Raw genomic sequence first — 26,373 nt, 5'->3', positions numbered from 1 at the left:
TATTTTTATTTTCTCTTTTTCATTCGTAATCCTTATATCACAATACTCACTTTCTGTGAGTTCCCACCATACCTGTTTCAGATATGTCACCGGGATGTTTATTTCATTAAATTGTATTTACAACAATATATTGGAAGAATTCTATTCTTGACAAAATATTGTTTCTGTTATTATTTTTAGTTCTAGTGGAAACACTGGGGTACTCAATAAAGCTAAAAAGTATCAAATTATAATTCATCCCATGACCATTCAATCACCTGTCCCTGACAACAGAGAAAATTTTGACGAAATATTTAAGCTTCTGCAAAAAGAATACCCCAATGCAGAACCTATGCTTCATTTCAATAATCCTCTGGAACTGCTGGTTGCAACTATTCTATCAGCCCAGTGCACTGATAAACAGGTGAACAAGGTTACACAGGTTTTATTCAAAAAATATCAAAATGTAGAAGATTTTGCCAACGCTGACCTCACAGAACTTGGAAAAGACATCTACACCACAGGATTTTACCATCAGAAAGCAAAACACATAATCGGCAGTGCACAGCTTATCATTACAGAATTCGGTGGCAGAGTTCCCGATAATATGGAAGACCTGCTTAAACTTCCGGGAGTTGGCAGGAAAACCGCTAACATTGTCCTTGCAAGAGGTTACGATATTATTGAAGGAATTGCAGTGGACACCCATGTAACAAGATTATCTCAGAAACTCGGGTTTACAAAAAATAATGACCCAAAAAAGATAGAGATAGATCTTATGGCTCTTGCTGAGAAGAAAGACCTTGAGAATCTTTCCATGACACTGATACTTCATGGCCGGAATGTGTGCATCGCAAGAAGACCGAAGTGTGGGGCTTGTGTTGTGAGCGAATTGTGCCCTTCGAGTGAAGTTTGAAAAGCTTTCTTAAGCTATTCTCATTTTTCCATAGCCTTAGCTCTCAATTCCTTCGGCATTTTCTCAATAGCGTACCTGAGAGCTGTCCTTGGCATAACTTTCCTGTTCACCACCACGTAGTCAAATACTTCCTGCTGGTGCTGCTTACTAACTTCCTTGAGCATCCACCCGTAGCCTTTCTGAACCAGATCATCCTCATCGGTCAGCAGCATATCAGCAATCTCAAAAATATCATCCAGAAACTCTCCCCTGCGAGCCGCTAAAATGAGAGTTACAGCAGCAGCACGTTTGTACCAGCGATTATCAGATGTTGTCCACTTTTTGAGTGAATCAATGTACTGAGGATACATGTCGATGAATGTGCCTACGGTGTGATTGCAGAGAGTATCACATTTCGCCCAGTTGTTGATATAATCCCCGACCCATCTCTCAAACATAGCAAAATCCTCAGGTTCATACTGTTTTCTCAGGTTGTACGACCACTCGAATGCAATGAACGCTTCTTCCATGTAATCAGAACTGAGGAGTTCTTCACATAGAGCAAATATCTCCTGCTTGCTTTTGCCGGATACTTGTTTGTAATAGGTCTTTGCTATTTTTCTGGCAACCGGAGTTTTCATGCCATAGCATTTTATTGGTTCTTTGAAGAAGCGGTTTGAGCTTGCTCTGGCTTCTTCGTCTGAGTTTTGCTTAAGCTCGGCTCGGAGTTGGGAGATTATTGGAGTCATAGGGTTTTATTGGAAATTAATTAGGATAAAGTTACCGCACTACTACTGTATTTTAAAAGAAACTGAGTTTTCCATCCATCATAAATAGTCTCGTTATCAGTGAATCTGACATCTATTGCATAAGAAAGGTTATTGTCCACTTTAACAATAGCGTTTTCATCGCCTCTAGTATACATAATATTACTAGTTGTAGGAATTATTATTTCTTTTATCAAAGAGCCATTCGGATGATTTACTTCTAAAGTGTCATTCAAATTAAAACCAAATTCTTCATGGTTTGCTTCATGTGTAGACACTATTGTTCTAAAAAAAGGTATTTCTTGAGGAGCATTTCCTGGTATTATAGGAACAGGAAATGGAAGACCTTCTATGGAAGTGACATAGCCAACTCTAGAGGGAATTGTATATTGACCAAAAATCTCTCCGCTACTCGCACTCATAAGGTTTAAGGACATTCCTTTAAAGTCATTAATTTGCTCTACTTTCATTATATCCTTAGGTTTAACTAACGCAATATCGTCAGATTGAGCCGAATTATAAACTCTAGCTATATTCAAAAAAGAAAATTTTGTTGTTGTTTCATTTATCTCATAAACATATAATTTTACAAAATACGAATCAACCAAATTAACATCTGGTTGATGGTAACTATATTCCTGAACTGTAGCACTTGTCAATTTATCATTAATACCCAACTGCAAACATGTTGCTACTAATAAAAAAAAAGCAATAGTAACTGAGATAATTGTTAATGCCCTCGTCCATTTGTTATTATAATCCTGCTTTGAACCTTGTTTTTCAAGCAATGCCACAATATTCTCATAAAGCTTTTTTTCTTCAAACCTCTTTTTCGTTTCACGTGACTTGTTCATTATAAAATACTATAAATTGGGTGCTACATAAATATTATTTGGTGATTTTACCAATTAATTTAAAGTATGAAAATATAGAAAACATCTTTTCTCATAATTTCCAATAACATCTATAACTTATTTTCATTATCAATCGGTTTTATATATTTAATAACACTTTTACCCACCATCAGAACATTTTTGACGCGGGTCAGCTGGCTTTCAAATGGATATTCAAAACAGAGTCTCAAATTACCTTAAAGAATCGTTTACGAGTGATTTAAAGGCCGGATTTATCACGGCTGTTGTGGCATTGCCGCTTGCTATTGCTTTTGCGATTGCTTCAGGTGTAGAGCCCCAGATGGGTTTATACACAGCTGTCATCGCAGGTATGCTGGTATCGGCAACCGGAGGCTCACGGTACTCAATTTCCGGACCAACCGGAGCGATGACCGTAATCATACTTTCAACACTGCACAGCTTCGAGCTTGAAGGACTCCTCCTTGCAGGTTTCCTTGCTGGTGCATTTCAGATACTGTTCGGAATCCTGAAACTTGGTAAAGTTGTCAAATACATCCCTCTACCCGTCATATCAGGATTCACGAGCGGTATCGGTGCAATCATTCTCATAGGTCAGATACCAAACGCACTTGGACTTGTCATCCCTTCAAAAGAACACGTATGGGAAACACTATACGCCATAATCTCCAGTGCAAATCTCATCAGCACAACAGCAGTAATAATATGTGCAGCCACAATTCTTCTTCTCTTATTCCTGCCGGAACTCATGGCCAGAATAAAATACATCAACAGCCTCCCACCTTCAATAATCGCACTCATTCTCTCTGTTATCATAGTATACCACTTCGGATTTGAGATACCACTTGTAGGCAGCATCCCTGCCGGACTTCCACAAATCCAGATGATAAACTTCAACCTTGAACTGCTCATGAATGTCTTGCCAGCCGCTCTCACAATAGCACTTCTCGGTTCCATCGAAGCACTGCTCTGCGCCGTGGTCTGTGACGGTATGACCAACAGCAAACATGACAGCAACAAAGAACTCATAGGTCAGGGAATCGCCAACATGGCACTGCCCTTCTTTTCAGGAATTCCATGTACAGCAGCAATTGCAAGAAGTGCAGTCAACATCAGGGAAGGTGCAAAGACCCGGATGTCAGGAATAATTCACGCCCTGATACTTCTTATGATACTCGTTTTCCTCGGTCCAGTTGCTGCTTTCATACCAAAAGCATACCTTGCAGGTGTGCTCATTCTGGTTTCCCTGAGAATGATAAACATTGACGAGTTCAAAACCACCATGAGCATCAGCAAAATGGACACCGCAGTTCTGCTTGTAACTTTTCTGCTTACCGTACTCACTGACCTTGTATTCGCTGTCCAGATGGGTATGTTCCTCTCAATTATACTACTCTTCATAAGACTCACAAATGTTATCGACATCCAGACAATGGAGAACTACGACAGGACAAAAGGTATCAATGCCACCATCTTTGCTGACCCCTACCTTGAGAAGAACGTCTCAGTCTACACCATAAACGGACCATTCTTCTTCGGAGCCATGAACGTGTTCGAGAGCAAAATAAATGAGCACATGGCAATAAGCAAACCTCACATAATCCTGCGTATGCGTTACGTCCCCTTCATCGATACAACAGGAATCGAGCGCCTCAAGAGCTTTATTAAGGCAAGCAGAAAGCAGCATCAGAGGGTATATCTTACTTCAGTACAGCCTGAGGTCATGAAGAGAATGGAAAGCGACCTGGAACTGACAGAACTCATGAAAAAGCAGCATGTGCATATTTGTGAGAGCAGCCAGAAAGCTCTGGAGTTTGTTAAGAAAGAAAATGACAAAAAATAAATTGAATTTCTGTAAGAAAAGAAATAAAAATTGTCTCTGTAGAAATGATTGAAATAATACGTTCGGGACTACAATTATCTATATTGGTGTACGAACAGATATTTGCTTAACTCGCCGATATTGATCTCATCAGAATTTCTACAGAGGCGAGTAGTTACGTTTTATTGTTGGGTTAAAGAAGATAAAACATTTTCCCCTGTAAAATTTACACAGCGTGATGTTTTAGTAAATCGCTAAAATTGTCAGATCAATAAATTATCAGGAAATTGTGGATAGTCAGATTTCCCACTGATCCCACTTTACAAAACTCCTCTTAAGCACAAACAAAGAAACCGGCATCAGTAGAACAGACACAAGCACCAGATGCAAGTTTACCTGAGCAAGAAAAATAGTTCCCAGAACAATAGGACCGATAGCCAGCACATAACTTGCAAAAGTACCTGCACTGTATAGTGAAAATGTTGTGTTAAGACCTGTCAGATAAACAGTCACCGAAACAACATACATGGAAATTGCAACAAACAGAATTGCCATGTGAACAATGTCAGTCAATCTCCCTGCATAAATAGTAGCTATCACAACCACCAGAAAAGGAACTACATTGAGCAGCGAATAACTGTTGAGCTTGCTCCTCAAAACATCAGCAACCGTTAGCGGAAGGAAGGAGTATGAGCTGAACATGTCGAACTCAACCAGCCAGTTATACATTGAAGATGCCATCATGCCTACAACTACTGTGAAAACCACAAGAGTGTCCAACCCTGGCACAGCTTTAAGCAACTGGGGCAGGAACAGCCATACAAGCAAAACAGGCACAAGGAACGAGAATACTATTTTTCCTGCACCTCCCTCACTGCGGCTGAAATCCAGATAGTCCTTTGTCATAAAGTGAGAGTAAACATAGAAATTCAATCTCTCAGAAATTTCACTGAACTGGTTTCTGTAATGTTTCTGGGATTGCGGATAATCCACTTTCAGGAATATCAGGGATATTACAGATGGCACAAGAATAAAAGCAAGACAGGTTATTAAAATATTCAGGGAAGGCTCCGTATAGAGAACAAATGATGGAAGCCTGTAGAATACTTCAAATTCGAGTCCCTGAAAGAAAATCAGGAACAATACAGGAATCAAAAGTAGCAGGAAAAGAGCCTTCTTTCCCAGGTTTGCATAGATCGTTGAAAGTAGGAATACAAATGAAAGTCCGATGCAGAATGAAAGGAACAGTGTCAAGAGCAGCAGGAAGAAAGAATAATGAATATCAATAATGATGGCTCCGGCAATAAATCCCACAGTTAACGGCAGCACGTACAGGAAGAAATAATAGAGAACATCCTTGACAATGAAATTAGCAAAAATGACTCTCTCAGATATTGGAAGCGTCCTTGAGGAATAAGCCAGCAGACTTGCCTGACCAAAGCGTCTGTTCATGACTTCCCTTCCGAGAAGACCAAAACCTCCAACCATTGAACCCATGAAAAGCAGAAGGTAATGGATTCCCAGAAGCACATCGGTCTGGTTGATAATCTTTCCGAAAATAACCATGGAAAGTGAAAGTAACATGGAAACTGCTGCAATCACAACCGGAAAGAGAGCAAAGCCCCTGTCTCCAAAGAATGCGGAATGCATCCTCCATTCTTCTTTCATCATGCTCCTGAACAGCTCAAACATTACCGACACCTCAGTTTACAAGTTCAAGGAAGAAATCTTCAAGTGGCCTGTCACCGATTGCAGGGTCGTCCATGTTTCCTGAAAAAACCAGCTTTCCCTTGTAGATTATACCCATGCTGCTGCATATTTCCCTGGCAATTTCCAGAATGTGGGTTGATATGAAAACTGTTCCTCCCTTACTTACATAACCCTTAAGGTAATCCTTGACCTTACGCTGCATCAGCGGATCGAGATTGATGAGAGGCTCATCGATTATCACAAGTTCAGGTTCGTGCAGGAATGCCTGTGCAAGCATCAGTTTCTGTCTTGTTCCCCTGGAAAGGTCTTTGCAGAGTACATCCTTCTGGCCTGCAAAATCAAGATACGAAAACCACCACTCACACTTATCTTCAAAAGCTTCAAGCTTTCTTATTTTAGCAACAAAGTACAGGTATTCTTCAGCCGTAAGGAAACTTGGTGGCGTTTCATGTTCAGGAATGATACCGGTAAGCTCTTTTACTCTCAAAGGATTGGCAAGCACATCGACTCCAAGCACTGAAACCTCACCTTCAGTTGGTTTGATCTGGCCGGTGAGCATCTTGATAATTGTTGTTTTGCCTGAACCGTTCGGACCAAGAAGTCCGAATAGTTCACCTTTTTTGACTTCAAGGTCAACGGCATCCACAGCCTTGAGGTCACCGAAATTCTTTGAGAGATTCTTTACGGTTATCATTGCACCTACCTGCAATCATCATTTTATTTTAGCAACTGTCATCAGCAAACAACTGTTTTGCAAAAGCAATTCTCTCCCCAAGTCCCGGACCTTCAAATTCTTCTGCAACTTTCTCAAGCATGTCAGGTATTGGAATATGCTGAGGGCATGCATCCAGACACTGGCCACACTGCACACACTGTGAAGCAAAATTTGTCTCTGCACCTCTGAGAATTCCACCCATTTTCGCAGCATACATCATCTTAAGTCTGTCTTCACCACCGAACATGTGCAGGTTGTTGTAGACATCAAAACATGCAGGGATATCGACTCCTTCAGGACATGGCATACAATATCTGCACCCGGTACAGTTGATCTTCATGAGCTCACCGTACTTCTCTGCAACTCTTTCCACAAGTTGAAGTTCTTTTTCGGTCAGTGAATTTGCAAGACCTTCTTCTGCAATTCTCAGGTTTTCTTCAACATGTTCCGGGGCACTCATACCTGAAAGAACAACAGTAACTTCCGGGTGGTTCCACACCCATCTAAGGGCCCACTCAACAGGACTGCGTTTTACATCTGCCTCGTTCCAGATATCCAGAACTTCCTGTGGAACGGGGTCTGCAAGATTTCCACCACGCAGGGGTTCCATAATTACAACACCAAGACCTTTTGATGCAGCATATTTGAGACCTGCTGTTCCTGCCTGAACATTGATATCCAGGAAATTGTACTGAATCTGACAGAAATCCCAGTCATAAGCATCGACTATCGGTGCAAAATCTTCAGGGTCGCCATGATAGGAAAAACCTGCATTGATTATGCGACCATCGGCCTTTGCTTTGTCAAGGAATTCAAGTACGCCGATTTCTTTAATTGTTTTCCAGCTACTGCCTACAAGACTGTGTATAAGATAGTAATCGATATGATCGGTATTGAGTTTCTCAAGCTGTGCGTTGAGGAACTTATCCATATCCTCTGGCTTTTTAACCATCCATTGTGGCTGCTTTGTGGCAAGTTTTACCTTTTCCCTGTATCCATCTGTAAGTGCACAGCCAAGAAAAGTCTCACTTTCTCCCATGTGATAGGGCCATGCGGTATCAATATAGTTCACTCCATTATCAATAGAATTTCGAACCATGTCAGTTGCCGTCTTCCTGTCTATACTTCCATCTTCATTTACTGGCAGACGCATGGCGCCAAAACCCAGTATTGAAATTTCATCTCCGTTTTTTGGCATTTTTCTGTATAACATCCTCTTATTCTCCGATTTTAAATATCAAAATGACTAATCAGTCATTTGATTCTTGCATTACTTAAAGTCTCTGCAAAGGAAATATAAAGAATGAAATGTTCCATTTTGCTATATGCCTTCTGCCAAGGATCCAGAAAATAAAACTCCTCATCTTCCAGAGGATTACGACAATAAAATATCCACTGTCCTTCCATATTACAAATCCTTCCATGAGGAAACCATAAATCTCGTCGCATCGCTACCGGAAAAACCAAAGGTATGGATGGATACCGGATGTGGAACAGGTACATTCATTTCAAAAGCCATTGAACATTTCCCTGACACAAAATTCCTGATGCTTGACCCTTCAGAAGGAATGCTCAAGCAGACAAGGGAAAAACTCTCATCATGCACCTGTGACAGGGTGAAAATTCTCGAAGCTTCTGCAACCCAGGATTTCACACAGGAGCTAAGCGAAAAGCCTGATGTAATTACTGCAATCCAGTGCCACCATTATCTTGACATGCAAAACAGGAAAAAAGCAGTGGAGAAATGTTATGAACTTCTCAAAGAAGGTGGATTTTTCATCACTTTTGAGAACATCAGCCCACTTACAGAAGAGGGTATCAGCGTTGGTAAAAGATACTGGGGAGATTTCCAGAGAGTTCACGGGAGAACTGAGGATGAAATCAAGATCCATCTTGAACGTTTTGGGACAGAATATTTCCCGATAACAGTTGAGAAACATCTCAAACTGCTCAGGGAAACCGGATTCAGAACTGTGGAACTGTTCTGGTACTCTTACATGCAGGCTGGTTTCTACTGCATTAAGTAAAAAACCGGAAATTCGTTCGATACTTAGTGATTACCGTGGCACCCATGATTAACATGATGGGGGTCATCCGTTCCGTGTGGATACTTCTCTTTCAATATTTCATGATATGTCTGCATTTCCTCAGGACTCAGTGCATCAGATGCTTTTTTTACGCTTTTATCTGCCTCATCCAGTGTCAGTTTCAATGTGAGCATTTCAGGAGTCATCTTTTCCATTATTTCATGATATGTCTGTATGTCCTCAGGGCTCATGTCCTTATGTGCTTCTTTTATGTTTAGATGTGCCTCTTCTATTGTTTTTTGTAATGCAGCCATTTTAGGGGTCATTCTTTTATCTGTCATTTTTGTACCTCTACATAATCTATTTATTTAAACACCACTTATGAGTTGTGTCTATCTTATTACTTAAATGGAAATCAATATTTAAACGGTTTACACTCTGGATAACACATACAATGGGTTTCAAAGATGCTGGAAAATAAATTAATAAAACTGGGATTGAACAAGTACGAAGTTGATGCCTACCTTTATGTTCTGAAACATGGGATTGCGGAAGCTGGTGCTGTCCACAAAGAAACCAACATTCCTTATGGTAAAATATACGAAACTATGAATTCACTTGTAACAAAAGGCTTATTTGAAGTCCAGAACAGCAGGCCTAAAAAGTATATGGCCAAAAAACCCAGCAACGCATTGAACGGACTTTATGCCGAAAAGAAGAAACAAGTGGATGAGGATCTGGAAAACACAAGAAAACTTATCATTGATATTGGAAAAGAGATCGATGAGATCAAGACCCAGAAGCCAGCAGAGAGATCATTCTGGATAACTGCAATGGGAAATGAAATTCCAGAGATGACAAAATCAAATTTTGAAGAAGCAGAAAAAGAAATATGTATTTTGCTTTATCTACCTAAAACAGCAGCATCAGGTTTTCATTCACATTCAGATGAAACGAATGAATCTGAGACTCGACAGGAAATGATGAAAGCCTTTGAACGTGGGGTTAAATTACGAATGCTTTCTTCAAAAGAAACCGGAATGATGCACACACCAGATGATGAATCCTATGGGATGAACGACACTGCCGGTAACATTGAGATCAGGTATCAGGATGAGCCATTCCCTGCATATTTCACGATCATCGACAACGATAAGGTCGTATTCAGCATAATCGATCCCGTTGAACAGAATAACGTGATAGCCATGACAAAAGTCTGGGACCAGCGACTGGCATCCAAACTACAGGGAAAATTCGAGGAAATGTGGGAATCAGCTAAAAAACTGCATTGATGAAAGAGCATGTTGCTCATTCTTCTCCTGATTTTCTATCCATCTCCAATGATTTTACATTCACATTACCGGATGCTGGAAACCTCACTGCAATCCCACGTACAATACCTAAAACTAAAAGCAATGCTGCAAATACAAGCAAAGTCTCTGTTTCAAATTCATGACTGTAGATAAGTACGGTAATCTCACGCAAAACTATCAAAATTGTTGCGTCGGTCACATACGTGAGCCTGATCCTTTCATGAACCTGGTAATCTGCAAAAGCTTTGAAAAAATCAATAAGCACAAAAATTGTCAGTACACTGTAAACTACCTGACTGAAGCCACCTTTTTTTAACCATACCAGTCCGATATTCTGGAAAACATTAAACATTCCTACTATTATCGCCAGCAGCAGTATATACAGAACAATAATTGTCACTATGTTGATGACTTTCCTGAATATCTTCTCGTGTGTTAACATACCATATGACATGAACCCCGCCAATTTTATGATGGAAATAGAGTTAGTTCATTATATGCACGTAATGTATTTCTTTTCTACCATTGTGCTCATTTGAGCGCTTTAGTATGAAGACAGAGTTTTCTGTGTAAAATAAAGCAGCTAAGAAAGTATGATAAAAGTTTTTATTTTGCTGCTTATCAAAGACTCATAAAAATATCTTGCTCTCCATCCCGTCTATTTCCTCTTTAGAGGTATTATGCATTTTTAATTTGTTTTCCCATGAATTTGCTATATCATTTGTGTGCAAAACATTTTCTGGACAACTTGCAATACACCTGAAACATGCAATACAGGATTTCGGATTCACTATACCTCTTACTGCGTCCATAGAACCTGTAGGACAAAGCTCTTCGCACTGCATGCACAAGCAACATTCCTTGCCATCCCTTGTCGGAAGTTGCGTTATCAAACGGAACCTGTATTTTTCAGCTTCATCCAGTTGTTCCACAGGATAAGGTGGTTTTTCAAAATCATCTACTTTTGTGAGCTTATCAGCCCTGAATCTTTCAAGTGTTTTGATAGTGTATTCCTCTGCTACTTTCATATCTGAATTATCCGGTCGCCCCTGAGCAGCCTCCCACCCGCTATAATTAAAGGTATGTGCTCCCAGAAATTCTGCAGTGGAAACAAGAGAGAAATCACGTTTCTCAAGTAATTCCTTGATATAATAGTGAGCCGGTTCTTTTCCGAATCCTCCATAAGTAAAAAACACCGAGCACCTCTTTGACTCACCATTCTGGCGCATAAGCCATTCCCTGCAAACGCGTGGTGCCCTTAAAGAATAAATAGGGAATCCGAAAAAGACAGCATCATAGTCACTAAAAGAAATATTTTTATTTCTGTCCTTGGGGGAGCTTATATCAAACTGAGTAACAGAAACTCCCAGGTCACTTAGTTTACTTTTAATTGTATCAGCAATTTTTCTTGTATTTCCCGTAGCAGAAAAGAAAACGACGATCACATTAAAAGGTGTGATATCTTCTTTTTCCATATTTTCCATTTATTATTCTCCTTTTTATTTTGCATCGAATCTAATCTAGATTCCATATCTGATCGAAAGATAATGGGCAAAGGATTAATTCTCTTATACCCTTGAAGTCCTCTGATTTTAATATCTCAGAAGCGCACCCACCACATTATCAGAGTCAAAAAAATCCTCTATTTCCACAAACTCGACTTTTGCACCGGTACGCTGTGCCATTTCATAGAGTTCTTCGACCACATTCACAACCGATGTCGGACCTCCACATCTTTCACACTCTTTTGGAGGCTTGGCATTTGCCTGCAGGTTCTGGCACTTCTCACAAATCCATCCAGGAACAGATGAATCTTTCAGAATTACTAAGGTGTTGACTCTTGCCTGTTCAAGTGCGGTTTTTACATCTTCAAGTCCATAAGCGGCAAGACCACCTTTGAGAATCGCAGCTTTAAGTTCTTCAGCCACAGTTACTGCCTCAGAATGCTCACTTTCCTGAAGCACAGCATCTCCGGCTTCTACCAGCTCATCCCTTGAGATATCAATAGGAACGTCAATAACACCCAGAACCTTATGCTGGATTTCCTGTGGAAGCATTTCCATAAGCTGCTGCTTTGCTTCTCCTGGTCCTGCAAGAACAAAACCTCTTGTCTGCAGTTGGTCACAGGTCTCCTGAACATTTTCAGCAACTTCTGACAGGAAGGATTTGATTGCACCTTTTCTCAGGTGGTTAAAACGAGCCTGGCTCCAGCCTCCTTTTTTGTGCTTGTTCATAAGATCGGTTGAGAGGTGTTTCTTTTCTTCTGCAATATCCGAGCGTATGCATGTGAACTTAGCTTCCTGGGAATCAACCAGAAGCACGCCGTAGTCCTCATAATCTGCTCTCAGTTTCGCCAGTGGAAGCAGATATGGTGATGTGTCAAGAACGAAAGACTGCTCCGGTTCCACTGCAAGTCTGTAAACATGAAGAAAAGCTTCTTTTGAGCTTGCAAAAATGATTCTTCCTTTTTCGCCTGAAATCGGCTCGCCAAAAACTGAGGACTTTGCCATCTCAAAAGTCTTTTCAAACTCAAAGCGAAGTTCAGGGTTCAAAGCTTTTTTGATAGCACTTACCCTTGAATCCACAAAGATATTATTCAGGTGCTCATTTTCCCTACCTGACACAGGCAGGTAAACTGAAAGATAGATGTCCTGCTCATCATATATCTCAGACAGCGCCCTGATATCAATATCGGTAACCGGAAGCAGTTCCTCACTTATAATCTCTTTTTGATCTTCAGATAATTGCATAAAATATCTAATGTTGGTTTCTATTTAAATTTATTTACATCATCTCAGGAAGGATGGCTTATTAAAATGTAAGCAAATAGGATATTAATTATTATAATTAACTGATTCCAGGCATAGACTGGATTTAACTTGTCATACTTCTCTACTGGAAATAAAGGGGTCTTAAAGTGCCCTGATTCTCAGTAAAAGTCCTTTAACCAGCTAAGATTGCTATTCTCTTATTCCAGATCAATACTTCGATAACAGCTTCCAAAATCTTAAATGCAATCATTTTCAATCTTATTATGGGTTTGCTGAAAGTGGGTACTTCTGAGTGCAGTCAAAATTTAGAAATAAAAACACTATACAAAAAAAGAAGTTTGTGATAGGGAAATGCTGTTAACGGTGTTAACAGTACAAATAAATAACAGTGAAAAAGGTGTGATAAACATGACCAAAACATCATCAGAACAAAAAAGATGCTCGATTCTGAACTCCATGGTCGACAACATATACCGCCCGGAAATTCCTGGTATCGTAGACCTTGTTGTCAACAGTTGTTCTGACAAGGGATGTTTTGACCACCTTGAAGCGGCCGTGATTCCATCCAGGGAAGCACTTATTGAAATTATCGACCTGATTAAGGATATTCTCTTTCCCGGCTATTTCGGGGATCAGACAGTTGATAAGAATACTCTCCCCTATCATCTGGGAAATGAGATCACCGAACTGTTTTCAAAGCTTTCGGAACAGATAACCAACAGCATAATTCATGAATGTAACCGCCACGATGAGGAGTGCACAGAATGCATAGATCGCGGCCATGAGGAAACATTACGGTTCCTGAAGAAAATACCTGAAATCAGGTCCATGCTGGCTTCAGATATCATTGCCACTTATGAGGGAGACCCTGCAGCCAAGAATTATGATGAAATCATCTTCAGCTATCCGGGAATATTTGCAATGACTGTATACCGATCAGCACATGAACTGCACAAACAAGGAATATCCATAATACCCCGCATCATGACTGAGTATGCTCATAGCGTTGTAGGAATCGATATTCATCCTGGCGCAAATATAGGTAAAGGATTCTTTATCGACCACGGTACAGGTGTGGTTATCGGTGAAACCTGTGAAATTGGGGACAATGTTCGTATCTATCAGGGAGTTACCCTGGGTTCCCTGAGCTTTCCAAAGGATGAAACCGGAAAGCTCATCCGGGACAAAAAAAGGCATCCTACCATTGAAAATGACGTCGTCATCTATTCCAATGCAACTATTCTTGGTGGAGATACCGTAATTGGAGCGAGAACGGTAATAGGTGGTAATGTCTGGATTACAAAATCTGTTCCACCTGATACGAAGGTAGTCATCGAAGAACCAAGACTCATTTTCAAGGAGAAAAAATGAGAGTATCTGTCATATGCTTTGAATCTCAGGAAATCAATTAATTTTAAAGGGAGCTGGTAAAATCAGAATTCATGAAGACATAACAAAGACCGTTGGAAGGACCCCTCTTGTCCGCCTGAACAGAATAACTGAAGGGTGCCATGCAACTGTGATAGGTAAAGTTGAATCCTTCAACCCATTGAGTTCAATTAAGGACCGTATTGCCCTTAATATGATAGAAACAGCTGAAAAGGAGGGACTTCTCAATAAGGATTCTGTTGTTATAGAACCAACATCAGGAAATACAGGAATAGGACTTGCATTTGTCTGTGCTGCAAAAGGATATCGTCTTATTCTTACGATGCCGGAAACCATGAGCATTGAAAGAAGGAAGATACTCAGATTGCTTGGCGCTGAGATAGTTCTCACTCCTGGAAGTAAAGGCATGAATGGAGCCATCGTGGAAGCTGAAGAGATGGCAAAGAAGACTAAGAATTCCTTTGTTCCACACCAGTTTATGAATCCTGCAAATCCTGATATTCACCGTCGTACAACGGCTGAGGAAATCTGGAAAGATACAGATGGTGAAGTGGATTATCTTGTGGCAGGTGTCGGGACGGGAGGAACTATTACCGGAATCTCTGAAGTAATTAAATCCCGCAAAGCTTCTTTTAAGGCAATAGCTGTGGAACCGGAAGATTCACCTGTTCTTTCCGGTGGGAATCCCGGGCCACACAAGATACAGGGAATTGGCGCCGGTTTCATCCCTGATGTACTGAATACGGAGATCATTGATGAGGTTATAAAAGTCAGCAATGAGGAGGCTTTTGAAACTGCAAGACAAATGGCAAAAAAAGAAGGAATTCTTGTAGGAATCTCATGTGGAGCGGCTCTTCATGCAGCATTGCAGGTTGCCAGACGGCAGGAAAACACCGGAAAAATGATAGTTGTAATATTACCGGACACAGGGGAGAGATATCTAAGCACAGCACTTGCTGATTTTGAAGAATGAAAATTGTAAGGAGCTGTACATTGCAAACTATATTGATGACTGTCCCTGTATATTTTATGCATTTGAGTTTATTTATATCCAAAACCTATATATCCCATCAAATTCAATTTTTATTTGGGAGTAGTAAAATACAAAATCTGTGATGCGGAGTAATGACTCTGTTTTTCCGGGTTCCTTTGTTACCGGGACATCTAATAAAGGATACCAGGTGATTGCATGGTCAATATAAGACCTTTTAGGGAAGAGGATAACGATTCTCTGTTGAATATTGAAAAATTGTGTCCTCAGGGGAATGAAGAATGTGCAATGATCATTGACAAGGGACCGGATATTACAGCAAGATACGAAATTTATGACAACTGGGAAATCCGTGTTGCAGAAAAGAATGCCACCGCTGTGGGATGGATAGGCTGGACTATTAAAAAAGGAACGGATGAACCATATCTTTACATTGCAGAAGTAATGGTTCATCCTGACCACAAAAATCAGGGACTAGAAGTCGAACTTGTCAGGGAAGCAGAAAAAGCTGCAGCTGAAGCAAAGGCTTCTTACATCTATTGTTATGCGTATGAACCTAATGAAGAGTTCATGGATCTTTTTGAAAAGCTTGGTTACATGAGAGAGAAAAGCATACAGGCTATTTCGATTTCAGCTTACAAAAAAGAGAATATGGAAAGCGGTTATGAAATTGAAAGAATAAATGCCGAAGACATTCATGATACCATCAAACTGATCAACAGCTACTACCATGGAAATGCCCAATTTTGTCCTTTTACCATAGAGAGTTTCAAAGACTATACTGAGAGAATATTTGGATATGGTCTCGAGAATTTCATAACGGCAAAATGGAAAGGACATATTGTTGCCTGTGCAGGTTTCTGGGATGCTTCAGTCCTTATGGAAGTTACATACACAAAGGAGCCGATGATGTGGAAAGTAATGGCAAATGCATACGGAATACTCAGACACTTTACAAGAGTGCCGGATATTCCAACGGAAGGTGAGGTCTGTAAAATGCATTCAATTGTAGATTTCGCATTTGAGCAGGAACACAGTCCTGCAATGGAAGAGATAATCGACTACTGCAACAACCTTATGTTTGAAACGAACTGCAAGTTCTTCGGAGCCTATACTGACCCTGATGATCCGGTTCTAGGAGTACTGAAGAAGTTCAAGCCAATGCATGAGAACCTGTACCTCTACGCAAAACCAATTTCAGGAAAAGTTCCAGACTTTAGCCGCATTTATGTGGATTGCAGGGATACGATTCTTTAAGTTTCATCCCTCAAACTTATTTTCTCATTCAATTTTCACCCATTTTTCAGTTAACCATAAAAAGCTCCTGAACATTCTTACTAACTGATGGAACGTGTGATAATTCATGTGGACATGGACTACTTCTATGCTGCAATAGAAGAGAGGGAAGACCCGACACTCAAAGGGAAAGCTGTTGTTGTCTGCATGTATTCCAATCGTGGGGAATCAGGTGGAGCTGTCAGTACTTCTAATTATATAGCAAGGGATGCCGGAATACGTTCTGCAATGCCGTGCAAGCTTGCAAAATCCAAAAAGCCTGATGCTGTTTTTCTGCCGGTACGGAAAGCGTTCTATGAAGATGTTTCTGCAAATGTGATGGAGATACTCAGGTCCAATGCAGACAGCGAGGAAGCCTTTGAAAAGATAAGTATTGATGAGGCTTTTCTGGAGATAAGCGAATCCTGCAATGGTGATTATGATATTGCAAAGGAAATCGGTCTCAGAATTAAAAAAGAAGTGAAGTCGCAGGAAAGAATAACCTGCTCAGTTGGCATCGGTCCCAACAAACTCATTGCCAAAATGGCATCATCTTTCCGTAAACCTGATGGAATAACTATTATAAAACCAGAAGATACTGAGGACTTTCTTAAACCGATGCCGGTGAAGAAATTATGGGGAATTGGCAAAGTAACTGAGGATAAGCTGGCTGAAATGGGGATTAAAACTGTTGAAGAGCTGGCTGCCTTTGATGTTATGGAACTTATCTCTGTTTTTGGAAAGAGCAAAGGCATGTGGCTGAAAAATGCTGCATCGGGTCAGGATGATAGTCCTGTGAAGGAGAGAACTGCAAGCGACCAGATTGGCAGGATGGCATCACTTAAAAATGACAGTCGAAATGAGAATTTGATTTTCTCATTGCTGGATGAGCTTATGGATGATGTTATCGGCAAGGTCAAAAAAAGGAAAGTATCATTCCGTTCCGTAACAGTAACCGTTATATTCTCAAATTTCAAAACTTCAACAAAAAGTAAAACATTCAATCATGCCGTTAATGACAGGGAAATACTTGCTGAGAATGCTGTAGAACTGATGAAACAGTTCCTTGAAGAAAGCACTATTAACTTCAGGCGTATCGGAGTGAGAGTTGGCAACCTGCAGGAAAGCACGGGACAAAAGAGCCTTTTTGATTTCTGAGGATTACAATGGCTGCATATGAGGATAAATATTCAGATAACAAACCTGATGGGAATAACTGGAGAAGCCGGCTCTATGAAGTGATATTTGAGGCAGACACTCCGGCCGGGAAGAATTTTGATATAATTCTGATAGTGAGTATTCTCCTGAGCGTGGTAGCTGTCATGCTGGACAGCGTGAAATCATTCAGGCTTGCACACGGCGACCTGCTCTACAATATAGAGTGGTTCTTCACCATAATTTTTACAATTGAATATCTCCTTCGAATGCTTTGTGTCAAAAGCAAAACAAAGTATGCAATCAGTCTTTTTGGAATTGTTGACCTGCTGGCCATAATGCCCACATACCTGAGTCTCTTCCTTCCGGGAAGCCAGTTCCTGCTGGTTATTAGAATACTCAGGGTGCTGAGAATATTCCGTATTCTCAAGCTTGTTAAATTCCTCGATGAAGCTGAACTATTGGTATCAGCCATGAAAGCCAGCCGAAGAAAGATAACCGTTTTTCTTTTCACGGTACTAACTCTCGTAGTCATTCTGGGTTCACTAATGTATCTTATAGAGGGAGAAGAGAATGGATTTACAAGTATACCCTTCAGTATCTACTGGGCTATCGTAACCCTGACAACTGTCGGATATGGTGATGTTGTTCCGAAAACCCCTCTTGGAATCACACTTTCTTCGGTTATTATGATAATTGGTTACAGCATAATAGCTGTTCCAACTGGTATCGTAACGGCAGAGATAAGTTTTGCCTCTATTGAAGAGAGAGAAAAGAAAAGACTTAAGATCGTCTGCAATAATTGCGGTAATGATAAAAACGACAGCGATGCACGCTTTTGCAAGCATTGCGGAACAAAATTATAAGAGAAATATCATATCTTGATTTACAGTAAATATATGAGATTGGATATATTATCACTTTATAATATTATTGATTCTCTGCATATAGATTGTAACCATATTTTTTTAGAAGTATATATAAGAGGCTTTGATATATCACACTCATGCTCATCATCATATATGCAAATCCCGGATACATATAAATAGCAGAATTCAAGAAGTTTTCATCCTGATTCAGTATTATAACATTATACTAATGGTATAAAGTTCCAGTAACAACTTACCTGCGCCTGAATCACAATAATTGAAAGTATCCGGGGGATTCACATGTCAATCTATGACACAAAAAACGATGAGCTGGACAATGCAAGCAGTATGCAGCTCAACCTCTTGAAAAAAACCCTGTCATCAGTACAGGATCTCATAGTTGTAATAGACCGGAATATGCGGATTGTAACAAGCAACTGGAAGAATTGCAATTCTATACCTGCAAATGAAAAAATGGGTAATCCATTATGCTACAGTTGTCTCATGAAACAGTCAAAACCCTGCGAATCATGCCGTTTGCTGGAGGTTTTTGCCACAGGAAAATGCTGCAGGTTTGAGATTGAAGACCCTCTTGACAACAAAACAAAACTCATTGAGCTTTCACCTCTTTTTGACGATGATGGAAATGTGTCCATGGTAGTTAGACATGCAAAGGACATCAGCGAATGCAAATCCATTGAAAATACCCTGAAAATGAGAGAAAAACAACAGGCTGTAGTTGCAAAACTCGGACAGGAAGGACTTGCAGGAGCAGACCTTGATAAGCTTATGCAGGAATCTGTGAGACTTGTGACAGACACCCTTGATGTGGAATACTGCCGTATAATGGAAAAAGAAGGTAATGGCGCAGTCATGGTTGCTGGTGTTGGCTGGGAAGAAGAAAACAACAGCAAAAATGAGAATGAAAACAGCAAGAATGACATTGTCTGCTATACTTTGTACTCTGACCGCAATGAAGATCCAGCTATAAGTGAAGACATTTCACAGGAGAAATACAACTTTACAAGCGGGTTACCATTGCTAAAAGAGAATGGAATCGTCAGCGGAATGGATGTTACTATCGGAAGCAGGGATGATCCTTACGGTGTTATGAATGTACACACCACGCAGAGAAGGGTGTTCACTAAAGATGATATGCACTTCATGCAATCTGTGGCCAATGTACTTGCAGAAGCTCTCAGCAGAAAAGAAGCCGAAGAGAATCTCAAAAGCTATGCAAAACGTCTTGAGGATGCAAACCACCTGAAAGTGCTTTTCACAGATATCTTAACACACGATCTTCTTAATCCTGCAAATATAATACGCGGTTTTACTGAAGAGATGATAATTGTCGAGGATGAGCAAAGTAAGCAGACTCTGCTTGATAAGATTCACAAGAACAATGAAAGAATGATCTATATGATAGAATCAGCTTCAAAGTTCATTAAACTGGAATCTGTGGACGATATCAAATTTGAGGAGCAGGACTTTTTGCCCATTCTTGAAAAAGTAGTCAGGAACCTCAATTCTGAAATGACTAAAAAAGATATTAATTTCGATATGAAAGCAATGGGGCCTTATCCCTCATTTGTTAACCCTATAATGGAAGAAGTATTCCTCAACCTGCTTTCCAATGCAATAAAATTCACTCCCCCAAACGGGAGAATATCAATAGCCATTTCAGATGCCATGGATAAATGGAAAATACAGGTTACTGACACAGGTCCTGGAATCAATAATGATGAAAAGGAAATGATATTTGAGCGTTTCAGACGTGCTGATAAAGGAAGCATAAAAGGAAGCGGCCTTGGTCTTGCAATTGCAAAAAGGATAGTGGAACTTCACGGTGGGGAAATCAGAGTTGAAAACAATCCGATTGGCCGTGGAAGTGTTTTCTGGTTCACCATCAGAAAGGCTCCATGCTTCTGAATCTTAATATGAATCTGAATTTAAAACAGAAACTTTGGACTATCTGAAACTCCGATAAATTAGTTTTTTCTTACTTTTTTCTCTTTTTACTGAGTTCAATATCTACCTTGACTTTTTTTACCGCAAGGTCTGTGGAAAGTCCCCTGAGCATCCACCTGAGTGCTGAAGCCTGTTGACTTGAATTATTGGGAAATTCCTTTTTAGCAATGGAAGAAGCTTTTGGGCCTGCTTCCTTCTGTAAAGTCTCAAGTTTTTTCCTTGAAAATGAGTCAAATCCTCCAACCTTAAGCTGTGCAAAAGATTTGAAACCAGGTGAGGGAGAAGTATTAAGTTCATTTATCTGAAGTCTCAGTTTTGAGGATACAGAAGATGAATTCACATCTGCAACAAACTTCCTGTTCTCAGGTTTAACAGAGTTTGATTTTGATTCTGTTTTTGAATCAGATTTTGGCATGTTGTTGCGTCTGGATTTAGGAAGGGCAAGCCTGTCTGCAATACTGTTCTGTTCCCTGGGAACCCATGTGAATTTGACATTCAGATTGTGCTTTTTGATTATCTCTGAAGTTTCATTTTTTATCTCGGCCAGGTTCTCATTTTTAACTTTCCATTTCCCTGACATCTGACTAATGACAAGTTTGCTGTCACCACGAACCTGAAGAGGACCTTTCCCCCCGAGTTTGAGGTAATTCTTTATACCTTCCTTCAGGGCTGTGTATTCGGCAACATTATTGGTATTGGATTTTGAAGGTTCCTTTTCCTTGCTACCTTCCGTTGGTTTTTTGCCATTGCTCCAGTTTATAATCCATCCAAATCCCATTATCCCTCCTGGATTCGGGTCGCATGAGCCGTCAAAATTCAGTGTGTCCATATTTACTTTAAAAAGTTAGTCATTGCTTTTGTATCTGATGGAAGGGAAATGAGAAATATGTCTTTCCAAAGGGATTAACTACATAAGTATAGAATAATCTGGATTCTGCAAGTTCAAAAGACGCAAGATTTAGACATTGCTCACAGTTGACAATTACAGATAAAATAAAAAATGTATTAATCAATATAAAATAAGAAACTTAATATTTATGTAACTTATTTTTTATGTAATGATATCTAGGAAGATTAATGAGATTGTTGTTGTTACAATTACATTTTATATTTTTGCAGTCTCATCAATCCAAATAATTGCAGATGACTCAATAATTTCCACTTCAACTGCAAAGCTAATTTCACTACTGTACGCCGTTGCTGTTGTAGGACTTGTTTTATTTTATAGTGGAATTCAAGTGATTGATATCAAATTGAAGAAAAACAAGGATTTTAAAAAGTTCCAAAAATATATACTTCCATATATACTATCTAACTTGATATTATGCTCCTTATTTATATTGTTTGTAACAAATTCTAACTTAATCAAAGGAATAACAGACACATATATTGCAGTCTTAATATTATTTTTGGCTCTCTTTAACATCGTGTGGGTAAACGAAGTTTACCCGCCATCAAGAATATCATTGTATTCCTACACTTCTCAGTCTTCAATCCATATGATCTCTTAAAAGCAGTTTTAATTTTGTTGTTCAATCCTTCAACAACACCGTTGCTGATACCTTGTTTGATTGATTCCAATATCCCATGAGAATTTCTTTTAATCATCTTGGCCAATGTGATAATTTCCTTGATGTTGCTATGTGTTCCCCAATAATGCCATTTGTCAAGATATTCCCTCGCTACCTCTATATTTTTTATATCCCACAGACGTTGAAGTCCAAGCTTAAATCTGTAAGCTTTTGCTGTTTTAGTATCCAAATCTTTGATTGATCGAATCTTAGCTATTTCCCTATCCGATAGATTTTCAGGATTTTTCAACCACATGAATCTCGTTTTACCCAGATCTTTATTTGTTTGATACTCCTTTCTTCGAACCTTATCAATTGCATCATTCATCATTTTGACAATATGGAACTTATCGTAAACGATCTTAGCATTTGGGAAATATTCCCTTGCTCCACCCCTAAAAGCAGGATACATGTCCATTGAAATATACTTGATATTATCAGGGTCTATTTTTCTGGAAAGAACTTCCCTGAAGTTCTTGAAAACACTTCTTTTCTTTCCATTTTCAATATGAATTACTCTTGATTGATTTAGATCATAGAACAAGGTCACATAGCTGTGACCTTTTTTGACAGATATTTCATCTACTCCAATAGTATCTAACTCAGAGAGATCCATCTTTGCTCTGGCTTCTTCAACATAATGAGCTAGAATTATCCATACAGAATTTTCATGAATATTGATCAATTCAGCAATTGAAGAAACACTCATTTCTTTGGACATTGCAACGATTAGTGCTTCGAAAAATAATGTAAATCCAGTATTTTGTCTTGTCCATGGAACTTCTACAAGTTTTACATCATCTCCATCACACTTTGTTCGGGGAACTCGTGCATGAATGTATGTTTCATGATGGAAGAAATCAAGGTGTCTCCATACTTTTTCTTTGGTATCATGGAGATCACACAGTTTGTTGCAAACTGGGCAAGGGAACTTCGTTCCCTTGGTAAAATCTAGATAAATATCCATTCTTTTCTTAGAAACATTAAGATCAATGTCTTTCACATACCATGGAGGGGTTATTCCCAGAGCCATTTGAATCAAGAGTTTATCGTCCATCCAATATGGATTGGATGAACAGAATATTAAATTACCCACTCAATCTTGAGGAGATCCAATTAAATTAAATCTGGAAAATATTAGATCGACCCATAATAAATAAGATTCCAGATATGGATCTTACAAAATATTTGGATTATTAAAAAGGTAGGCACAGAGACCACCAATGGCCAGAGTTTCAAGTATTGGAATCCCTGAAGGGAGAGGATTGGTCGCTGCATAGATGAAAGAACTTGCCAGAATGGCAATAGCAATATTAGCAATAATAAAATCTTCAATTTCCATTTTTACACCAGGTGAATGAAGGCAAAAAAGCCAGTTTTTCTGTTTTTCAGTTCGGAGCAATATATCCGAATATTTAAGGGTAATTATAATACTATGATATAAGGAATAATGAAATATAAGGGTTTTTTATTGCTCACCATTTTAAGTTTGTTTTGCTCGATCTGTAAAAAAAATAGTTCAGGCTCAAACGGTAACATGTTCCTTGCTTTTAAATGGAAGACAAGCATACCGTTTGTTGCCATCAGACCCTCATTAGTATAATAACATAATGAGGGTCAACCTCCAGAGTAAGGATGAACTTATCATCCCTACAACTCCAAACAGAATGTTAAATTATTAAGAAGGAATAATTCTTACTTTTCACAGGATGTATGTGCTTTGTCCTGAGCTTTTGTATCCCTTAATCTGACTCCATGCAATACAGGTGGCAATGGTGATGCAGCAAATACTCTGTCTTCTGATTTTTCAGGCATAACCGTTTTCTCCTTTTAGTTTTGATTGTTTTACCCGACTTGCGGAAGTCGGCATCTGGTAACTGGTCTAATAGTATTTATAATTTTGCATGATCGCCAGAAAACAGGAAGAATCCATTAAGAAACAAATAATCTGAACTAATTCGGGAAAAAGCAGGAAATGAACTATAAACAGAATATCAGTATTCCAAAAAAAAGAAAAACGCAGAAATTATCGGATTCCGGTTCTCAGGCTGAATGATGTTCTGAACTCATAAAAAATAGTTCTCCGGGCAAAAATGGTGACTACTCGTATGAAGGATTTGTCCCGGAGAAACTTTTAATCAGTATTTGTGGTTCCTTGCCATTTCTACCATTGCCCGGAGGTTCTCTGTGGGAGTCTTGCTGACAATACCACAGCCCGGTGCAAGCAAGCCCACTCCTGCATCAAGGACCTTCTGTGACTGCTCCCTGATGGTTTCAGGAGTCTGGTTCCAGAGCATGTTCACGGGGTCAAGGTTCCCGACGATCACAGCTTTTTCGACACTGCCAACGGCGGTTGCTACATCAACATTCTGGTCTACACTAATGCCGTCTACACCTGATGATTCCATAAGAGCAAGACCCAGGGTGGTGTCACCACATATGTGCAGAACTACAGGAACGTTGACCTTGTGCATTGCATCAACTATCTTTTCATGGAAAGGTACAACAAACTTCTCATAGAATTCGGCACCAATAAGCTGTGCACTTGCCGTAGGATCAATGATAACCATCGTATCAGCACCGTTCTCAACCATTTTTTCTGCATATGCAACACAGAAATCGGTTGTGAATTCCATGAGGGCAAGACCGAATGCTTCGTCTGTGAAGATTGCCATAAACCAGTCATCACCATTGATGTGTTGTGCAAGTGAGAAAGGACCGATCATGCTTCCCATGACAGGAAGTTCATCACCATATTTGTCTGCAAGTATCTTTATTGCCTCACAGACAACACCGATCCTGCCGTGTTCGAGGCTGTAACCTTTGAGCTTCTCAATGTCTTCAACATTGCTTACAACATGACCTACAACAGATGGCTGCTGTTCTTTTGTACCGTCTTTTATCTCACAGCCGAAGAACTCAGCTTCTGCTGTAATATCAAAAGGCACACGCACAGCTTCAAATCCAACTACTGTATGACCTGCTTCTGCAAGTGTGGCCATTTTTTCGGCATCATTGTTAGCCTCGGGCCAGAAGGCACCGCAAGCTTCCATTTGTTCAACTGTTCCTGTCTGGGTGACAGAAACGGCAGGCATCCTGTCAACAGGCTGGCCTGTCAATGCACGCGCTAATCTTTCTTTAGGGGTATATTCTGTCATAGATATAATCTCCTTACTTAAATGGAGTCACAACTGGGAACCCCCTGTGCATTTCTTCCCATCTTTGACAACAGAAGAAATAATTTCAATACCTTTCGAATCTTCCCACAATCCATGAACATTGCAACTTTCAACTGCTCTGAGATTGACAATAGCTGATTTTGTGCCGCATGTACCACATACACCAAAGCCATGAATTGTGCAATTTTGGATTTCTCTTGCAGTGATCATCTCTTCAGTGCCTACGGTGGTAAATGTCGCTTCAGCTTTCCCTTCTGATGCCTGAAGTTCCTTTCTTCCCACAAGAGTTCCGTTCAGGTGCAGTTCTATCCATTTTATGTAGTGCTCCTCTTCCATAACATGAGGAATAGCTCCTACAGTTACCTTAACATCAAAAGGTTCCCCGGCTTTCACTTCTGAAGGAGCCTCAATGACAGGAATATGCTTTTTTTCCGTTTCGGTAAGATTATCATGATCTTTTGCCCGTTGAATATTGATATCTGAACTCATAATTTCACCTTATAATATCCATTAATTAGCAAATTAAAGATTAATTTAAACATAAAATCCAAAAAGAAGTGTCAGTTAAGCTGACACATCTTCAGTATTTGTAATGGCTTACAGAATGGTAAAGCATAATCACAAAAAACGCGATTATGACCCCCAGCAAACTGAAAAAGCCCACTGGATCCCATATGAACTGGATTGAACCGGTCTCTGACCATCCCACAAGTACTGAACCCTGTATCTGCGTTGGTACAACCAGACAGATGAAAGCAAGCACAAAAATGAAAATGATGTCAAATGCCTCCATCATCCAGTTTTTCTTTTCAGTGTCTTCACTCATATTGTTCACCTCAATCATAGTACTTGAAATCAAACATGTGCTGTTTTATTGAGCGCCTGACCTGCATGTAGCCTATAGTCTCAATACCCACTACCAAACCGAAGAACAGGATGTATATCCCCTGAATTGCAGGTGAAACAGCTGAACCAGCCTCAGACAGTATGGTAAAGACCACATAACCTTCAATAACAATCAACAGCGCAATTGCACCCAGTATCAGAAAGGTGTCCTTTGCAAATGCACTATTATATTTTGCTTCATTGATTCCATCCATTTTTA

Annotated in this window: 26 protein-coding genes; 10 read left to right on the top strand and 16 right to left on the bottom strand. The window is 39.7% G+C overall.

Annotated elements, in window-relative coordinates; all coding sequences use genetic code 11:
* Positions 1-241: 241 nt before the first annotated feature.
* Positions 242-895: an endonuclease III gene (nth, locus tag V7O61_RS15065; RefSeq protein WP_407283146.1), complete on the top strand. Its 654-nt coding sequence runs from the start codon at positions 242-244 to the stop codon at positions 893-895.
* A gap of 20 nt (positions 896-915) precedes the next feature.
* Here nth and V7O61_RS15060 read toward each other — a convergent pair whose 3' ends face one another.
* Complete coding sequence (locus V7O61_RS15060) at positions 916-1,623, bottom strand: DNA alkylation repair protein (protein WP_407283147.1); 708 nt, start codon at positions 1,621-1,623, stop codon at positions 916-918.
* A 20-nt stretch (positions 1,624-1,643) separates the two neighbouring features.
* The gene (locus tag V7O61_RS15055; protein ID WP_407283148.1) at positions 1,644-2,495 is read right to left on the bottom strand and encodes a hypothetical protein; all 852 of its coding nucleotides are present in this window, start codon (positions 2,493-2,495) and stop codon (positions 1,644-1,646) included.
* A 205-nt stretch (positions 2,496-2,700) separates the two neighbouring features.
* Between V7O61_RS15055 and V7O61_RS15050 the strand changes: the two genes are divergently transcribed.
* Positions 2,701-4,356 (top strand): SulP family inorganic anion transporter, encoded by a 1,656-nt coding sequence (locus tag V7O61_RS15050; protein WP_407283149.1) that lies wholly within the window; start codon positions 2,701-2,703, stop codon positions 4,354-4,356.
* Between the two features lie 276 nt (positions 4,357-4,632).
* Here V7O61_RS15050 and V7O61_RS15045 read toward each other — a convergent pair whose 3' ends face one another.
* The 3 genes from V7O61_RS15045 to V7O61_RS15035 are packed head-to-tail and all read right to left on the bottom strand — an operon-like array spanning position 4,633 to position 7,973.
* Positions 4,633-6,027 carry a hypothetical protein gene (locus V7O61_RS15045; protein WP_407283150.1) on the bottom strand — a complete coding sequence of 465 codons (1,395 nt, stop codon included), beginning with the start codon at positions 6,025-6,027 and terminating at the stop codon, positions 4,633-4,635.
* Positions 6,028-6,037: 10 nt separating this feature from the next.
* Positions 6,038-6,739, bottom strand: a complete 702-nt coding sequence (locus V7O61_RS15040; protein WP_407283151.1) for an ABC transporter ATP-binding protein — start codon at positions 6,737-6,739, stop codon at positions 6,038-6,040.
* Between the two features lie 28 nt (positions 6,740-6,767).
* On the bottom strand, positions 6,768-7,973 hold the full coding sequence (locus V7O61_RS15035) for an aldo/keto reductase (protein WP_407283152.1): 1,206 nt from the start codon (positions 7,971-7,973) through the stop codon (positions 6,768-6,770).
* Positions 7,974-8,085: 112 nt separating this feature from the next.
* Between V7O61_RS15035 and V7O61_RS15030 the strand changes: the two genes are divergently transcribed.
* Positions 8,086-8,787, top strand: coding sequence for a class I SAM-dependent methyltransferase (locus V7O61_RS15030; protein WP_407283153.1), 702 nt, complete (start codon positions 8,086-8,088; stop codon positions 8,785-8,787).
* 23 nt (positions 8,788-8,810) lie between these two features.
* Here the strand turns inward: V7O61_RS15030 and V7O61_RS15025 are convergent, their stop codons facing one another.
* Complete coding sequence (locus tag V7O61_RS15025; protein ID WP_407283154.1) at positions 8,811-9,128, bottom strand: hypothetical protein; 318 nt, start codon at positions 9,126-9,128, stop codon at positions 8,811-8,813.
* A 126-nt stretch (positions 9,129-9,254) separates the two neighbouring features.
* Here V7O61_RS15025 and V7O61_RS15020 point away from each other — a divergent pair, with 126 nt between their 5' ends.
* Positions 9,255-10,079 (top strand): TrmB family transcriptional regulator, encoded by an 825-nt coding sequence (locus V7O61_RS15020; protein WP_407283155.1) that lies wholly within the window; start codon positions 9,255-9,257, stop codon positions 10,077-10,079.
* A gap of 16 nt (positions 10,080-10,095) precedes the next feature.
* Here the strand turns inward: V7O61_RS15020 and V7O61_RS15015 are convergent, their stop codons facing one another.
* The 3 genes from V7O61_RS15015 to V7O61_RS15005 form a co-directional block, all read right to left on the bottom strand.
* Positions 10,096-10,554: a phosphate-starvation-inducible PsiE family protein gene (locus tag V7O61_RS15015; RefSeq protein ID WP_023845172.1), complete on the bottom strand. Its 459-nt coding sequence runs from the start codon at positions 10,552-10,554 to the stop codon at positions 10,096-10,098.
* Positions 10,555-10,729: 175 nt separating this feature from the next.
* The gene (locus tag V7O61_RS15010; protein ID WP_407283156.1) at positions 10,730-11,584 is read right to left on the bottom strand and encodes an EFR1 family ferrodoxin; all 855 of its coding nucleotides are present in this window, start codon (positions 11,582-11,584) and stop codon (positions 10,730-10,732) included.
* A gap of 108 nt (positions 11,585-11,692) precedes the next feature.
* Positions 11,693-12,850, bottom strand: coding sequence for a Vms1/Ankzf1 family peptidyl-tRNA hydrolase (locus tag V7O61_RS15005; RefSeq protein ID WP_407283157.1), 1,158 nt, complete (start codon positions 12,848-12,850; stop codon positions 11,693-11,695).
* Positions 12,851-13,279: 429 nt separating this feature from the next.
* Between V7O61_RS15005 and epsC the strand changes: the two genes are divergently transcribed.
* The 6 genes from epsC (at position 13,280) to V7O61_RS14975 (ending at position 20,479) form a co-directional block, all read left to right on the top strand.
* Complete coding sequence (epsC, locus tag V7O61_RS15000) at positions 13,280-14,242, top strand: serine O-acetyltransferase EpsC (protein ID WP_407283158.1); 963 nt, start codon at positions 13,280-13,282, stop codon at positions 14,240-14,242.
* A gap of 61 nt (positions 14,243-14,303) precedes the next feature.
* The gene (gene cysK, locus V7O61_RS14995) at positions 14,304-15,233 is read left to right on the top strand and encodes a cysteine synthase A (protein WP_407283388.1); all 930 of its coding nucleotides are present in this window, start codon (positions 14,304-14,306) and stop codon (positions 15,231-15,233) included.
* A gap of 216 nt (positions 15,234-15,449) precedes the next feature.
* Positions 15,450-16,508, top strand: a complete 1,059-nt coding sequence (locus V7O61_RS14990) for a GNAT family N-acetyltransferase (protein WP_407283159.1) — start codon at positions 15,450-15,452, stop codon at positions 16,506-16,508.
* An 87-nt stretch (positions 16,509-16,595) separates the two neighbouring features.
* Positions 16,596-17,684, top strand: coding sequence for a DNA polymerase IV (gene dinB / locus V7O61_RS14985; protein ID WP_407283160.1), 1,089 nt, complete (start codon positions 16,596-16,598; stop codon positions 17,682-17,684).
* Positions 17,685-17,692: 8 nt separating this feature from the next.
* Positions 17,693-18,547: an ion transporter gene (locus tag V7O61_RS14980; RefSeq protein ID WP_407283161.1), complete on the top strand. Its 855-nt coding sequence runs from the start codon at positions 17,693-17,695 to the stop codon at positions 18,545-18,547.
* A 303-nt stretch (positions 18,548-18,850) separates the two neighbouring features.
* On the top strand, positions 18,851-20,479 hold the full coding sequence (locus V7O61_RS14975) for an ATP-binding protein (RefSeq protein WP_407283162.1): 1,629 nt from the start codon (positions 18,851-18,853) through the stop codon (positions 20,477-20,479).
* Positions 20,480-20,549: 70 nt separating this feature from the next.
* On the opposite strand, the gene V7O61_RS14970 is transcribed toward V7O61_RS14975, so the two are convergent.
* From V7O61_RS14970 to V7O61_RS14940, 7 genes are all read right to left on the bottom strand, one after another.
* Complete coding sequence (locus V7O61_RS14970) at positions 20,550-21,347, bottom strand: ribonuclease HI family protein (RefSeq protein WP_407283163.1); 798 nt, start codon at positions 21,345-21,347, stop codon at positions 20,550-20,552.
* A 590-nt stretch (positions 21,348-21,937) separates the two neighbouring features.
* Positions 21,938-23,146, bottom strand: coding sequence for an ISL3 family transposase (locus tag V7O61_RS14965; RefSeq protein ID WP_023843742.1), 1,209 nt, complete (start codon positions 23,144-23,146; stop codon positions 21,938-21,940).
* 120 nt (positions 23,147-23,266) lie between these two features.
* Positions 23,267-23,431 (bottom strand): hypothetical protein, encoded by a 165-nt coding sequence (locus V7O61_RS14960; RefSeq protein ID WP_023845228.1) that lies wholly within the window; start codon positions 23,429-23,431, stop codon positions 23,267-23,269.
* Positions 23,432-24,227: 796 nt separating this feature from the next.
* Positions 24,228-25,247 carry a methylcobamide:CoM methyltransferase MtbA gene (gene mtbA, locus V7O61_RS14955; RefSeq protein WP_407283164.1) on the bottom strand — a complete coding sequence of 340 codons (1,020 nt, stop codon included), beginning with the start codon at positions 25,245-25,247 and terminating at the stop codon, positions 24,228-24,230.
* 27 nt (positions 25,248-25,274) lie between these two features.
* Positions 25,275-25,757 carry a class II SORL domain-containing protein gene (locus V7O61_RS14950; RefSeq protein ID WP_407283165.1) on the bottom strand — a complete coding sequence of 161 codons (483 nt, stop codon included), beginning with the start codon at positions 25,755-25,757 and terminating at the stop codon, positions 25,275-25,277.
* A gap of 91 nt (positions 25,758-25,848) precedes the next feature.
* The gene (locus V7O61_RS14945) at positions 25,849-26,094 is read right to left on the bottom strand and encodes an efflux RND transporter permease subunit (protein WP_023845223.1); all 246 of its coding nucleotides are present in this window, start codon (positions 26,092-26,094) and stop codon (positions 25,849-25,851) included.
* 10 nt (positions 26,095-26,104) lie between these two features.
* Positions 26,105-26,368 carry a hypothetical protein gene (locus tag V7O61_RS14940; RefSeq protein ID WP_023845222.1) on the bottom strand — a complete coding sequence of 88 codons (264 nt, stop codon included), beginning with the start codon at positions 26,366-26,368 and terminating at the stop codon, positions 26,105-26,107.
* Positions 26,369-26,373: the final 5 nt, after the last annotated feature.

This window comes from Methanolobus sp. WCC1 (genome assembly GCF_045690315.1).
Lineage (GTDB): Archaea > Halobacteriota > Methanosarcinia > Methanosarcinales > Methanosarcinaceae > Methanolobus > Methanolobus tindarius.
Note: the sequence above shows the minus strand (reverse complement) of the source record. Positions and strands in the feature narration are given on the sequence as shown.

Coding starts and splice junctions, on each gene's coding strand:
- nth (WP_407283146.1), top strand. CDS start 242: ATGACCATTCAATCACCTGTCCCTGACAACAGAGAAAATTTTGACGAA.
- V7O61_RS15060 (WP_407283147.1), bottom strand. CDS start 1,623: ATGACTCCAATAATCTCCCAACTCCGAGCCGAGCTTAAGCAAAACTCA.
- V7O61_RS15055 (WP_407283148.1), bottom strand. CDS start 2,495: ATGAACAAGTCACGTGAAACGAAAAAGAGGTTTGAAGAAAAAAAGCTT.
- V7O61_RS15050 (WP_407283149.1), top strand. CDS start 2,701: ATGGATATTCAAAACAGAGTCTCAAATTACCTTAAAGAATCGTTTACG.
- V7O61_RS15045 (WP_407283150.1), bottom strand. CDS start 6,027: ATGTTTGAGCTGTTCAGGAGCATGATGAAAGAAGAATGGAGGATGCAT.
- V7O61_RS15040 (WP_407283151.1), bottom strand. CDS start 6,739: ATGATAACCGTAAAGAATCTCTCAAAGAATTTCGGTGACCTCAAGGCT.
- V7O61_RS15035 (WP_407283152.1), bottom strand. CDS start 7,973: ATGTTATACAGAAAAATGCCAAAAAACGGAGATGAAATTTCAATACTG.
- V7O61_RS15030 (WP_407283153.1), top strand. CDS start 8,086: ATGCCTTCTGCCAAGGATCCAGAAAATAAAACTCCTCATCTTCCAGAG.
- V7O61_RS15025 (WP_407283154.1), bottom strand. CDS start 9,128: ATGACAGATAAAAGAATGACCCCTAAAATGGCTGCATTACAAAAAACA.
- V7O61_RS15020 (WP_407283155.1), top strand. CDS start 9,255: ATGCTGGAAAATAAATTAATAAAACTGGGATTGAACAAGTACGAAGTT.
- V7O61_RS15015 (WP_023845172.1), bottom strand. CDS start 10,554: ATGTCATATGGTATGTTAACACACGAGAAGATATTCAGGAAAGTCATC.
- V7O61_RS15010 (WP_407283156.1), bottom strand. CDS start 11,584: ATGGAAAATATGGAAAAAGAAGATATCACACCTTTTAATGTGATCGTC.
- V7O61_RS15005 (WP_407283157.1), bottom strand. CDS start 12,850: ATGCAATTATCTGAAGATCAAAAAGAGATTATAAGTGAGGAACTGCTT.
- epsC (WP_407283158.1), top strand. CDS start 13,280: ATGACCAAAACATCATCAGAACAAAAAAGATGCTCGATTCTGAACTCC.
- V7O61_RS14990 (WP_407283159.1), top strand. CDS start 15,450: ATGGTCAATATAAGACCTTTTAGGGAAGAGGATAACGATTCTCTGTTG.
- dinB (WP_407283160.1), top strand. CDS start 16,596: ATGGAACGTGTGATAATTCATGTGGACATGGACTACTTCTATGCTGCA.
- V7O61_RS14980 (WP_407283161.1), top strand. CDS start 17,693: ATGGCTGCATATGAGGATAAATATTCAGATAACAAACCTGATGGGAAT.
- V7O61_RS14975 (WP_407283162.1), top strand. CDS start 18,851: ATGTCAATCTATGACACAAAAAACGATGAGCTGGACAATGCAAGCAGT.
- V7O61_RS14970 (WP_407283163.1), bottom strand. CDS start 21,347: ATGGACACACTGAATTTTGACGGCTCATGCGACCCGAATCCAGGAGGG.
- V7O61_RS14965 (WP_023843742.1), bottom strand. CDS start 23,146: ATGGACGATAAACTCTTGATTCAAATGGCTCTGGGAATAACCCCTCCA.
- V7O61_RS14960 (WP_023845228.1), bottom strand. CDS start 23,431: ATGGAAATTGAAGATTTTATTATTGCTAATATTGCTATTGCCATTCTG.
- mtbA (WP_407283164.1), bottom strand. CDS start 25,247: ATGACAGAATATACCCCTAAAGAAAGATTAGCGCGTGCATTGACAGGC.
- V7O61_RS14950 (WP_407283165.1), bottom strand. CDS start 25,757: ATGAGTTCAGATATCAATATTCAACGGGCAAAAGATCATGATAATCTT.
- V7O61_RS14945 (WP_023845223.1), bottom strand. CDS start 26,094: ATGAGTGAAGACACTGAAAAGAAAAACTGGATGATGGAGGCATTTGAC.
- V7O61_RS14940 (WP_023845222.1), bottom strand. CDS start 26,368: ATGGATGGAATCAATGAAGCAAAATATAATAGTGCATTTGCAAAGGAC.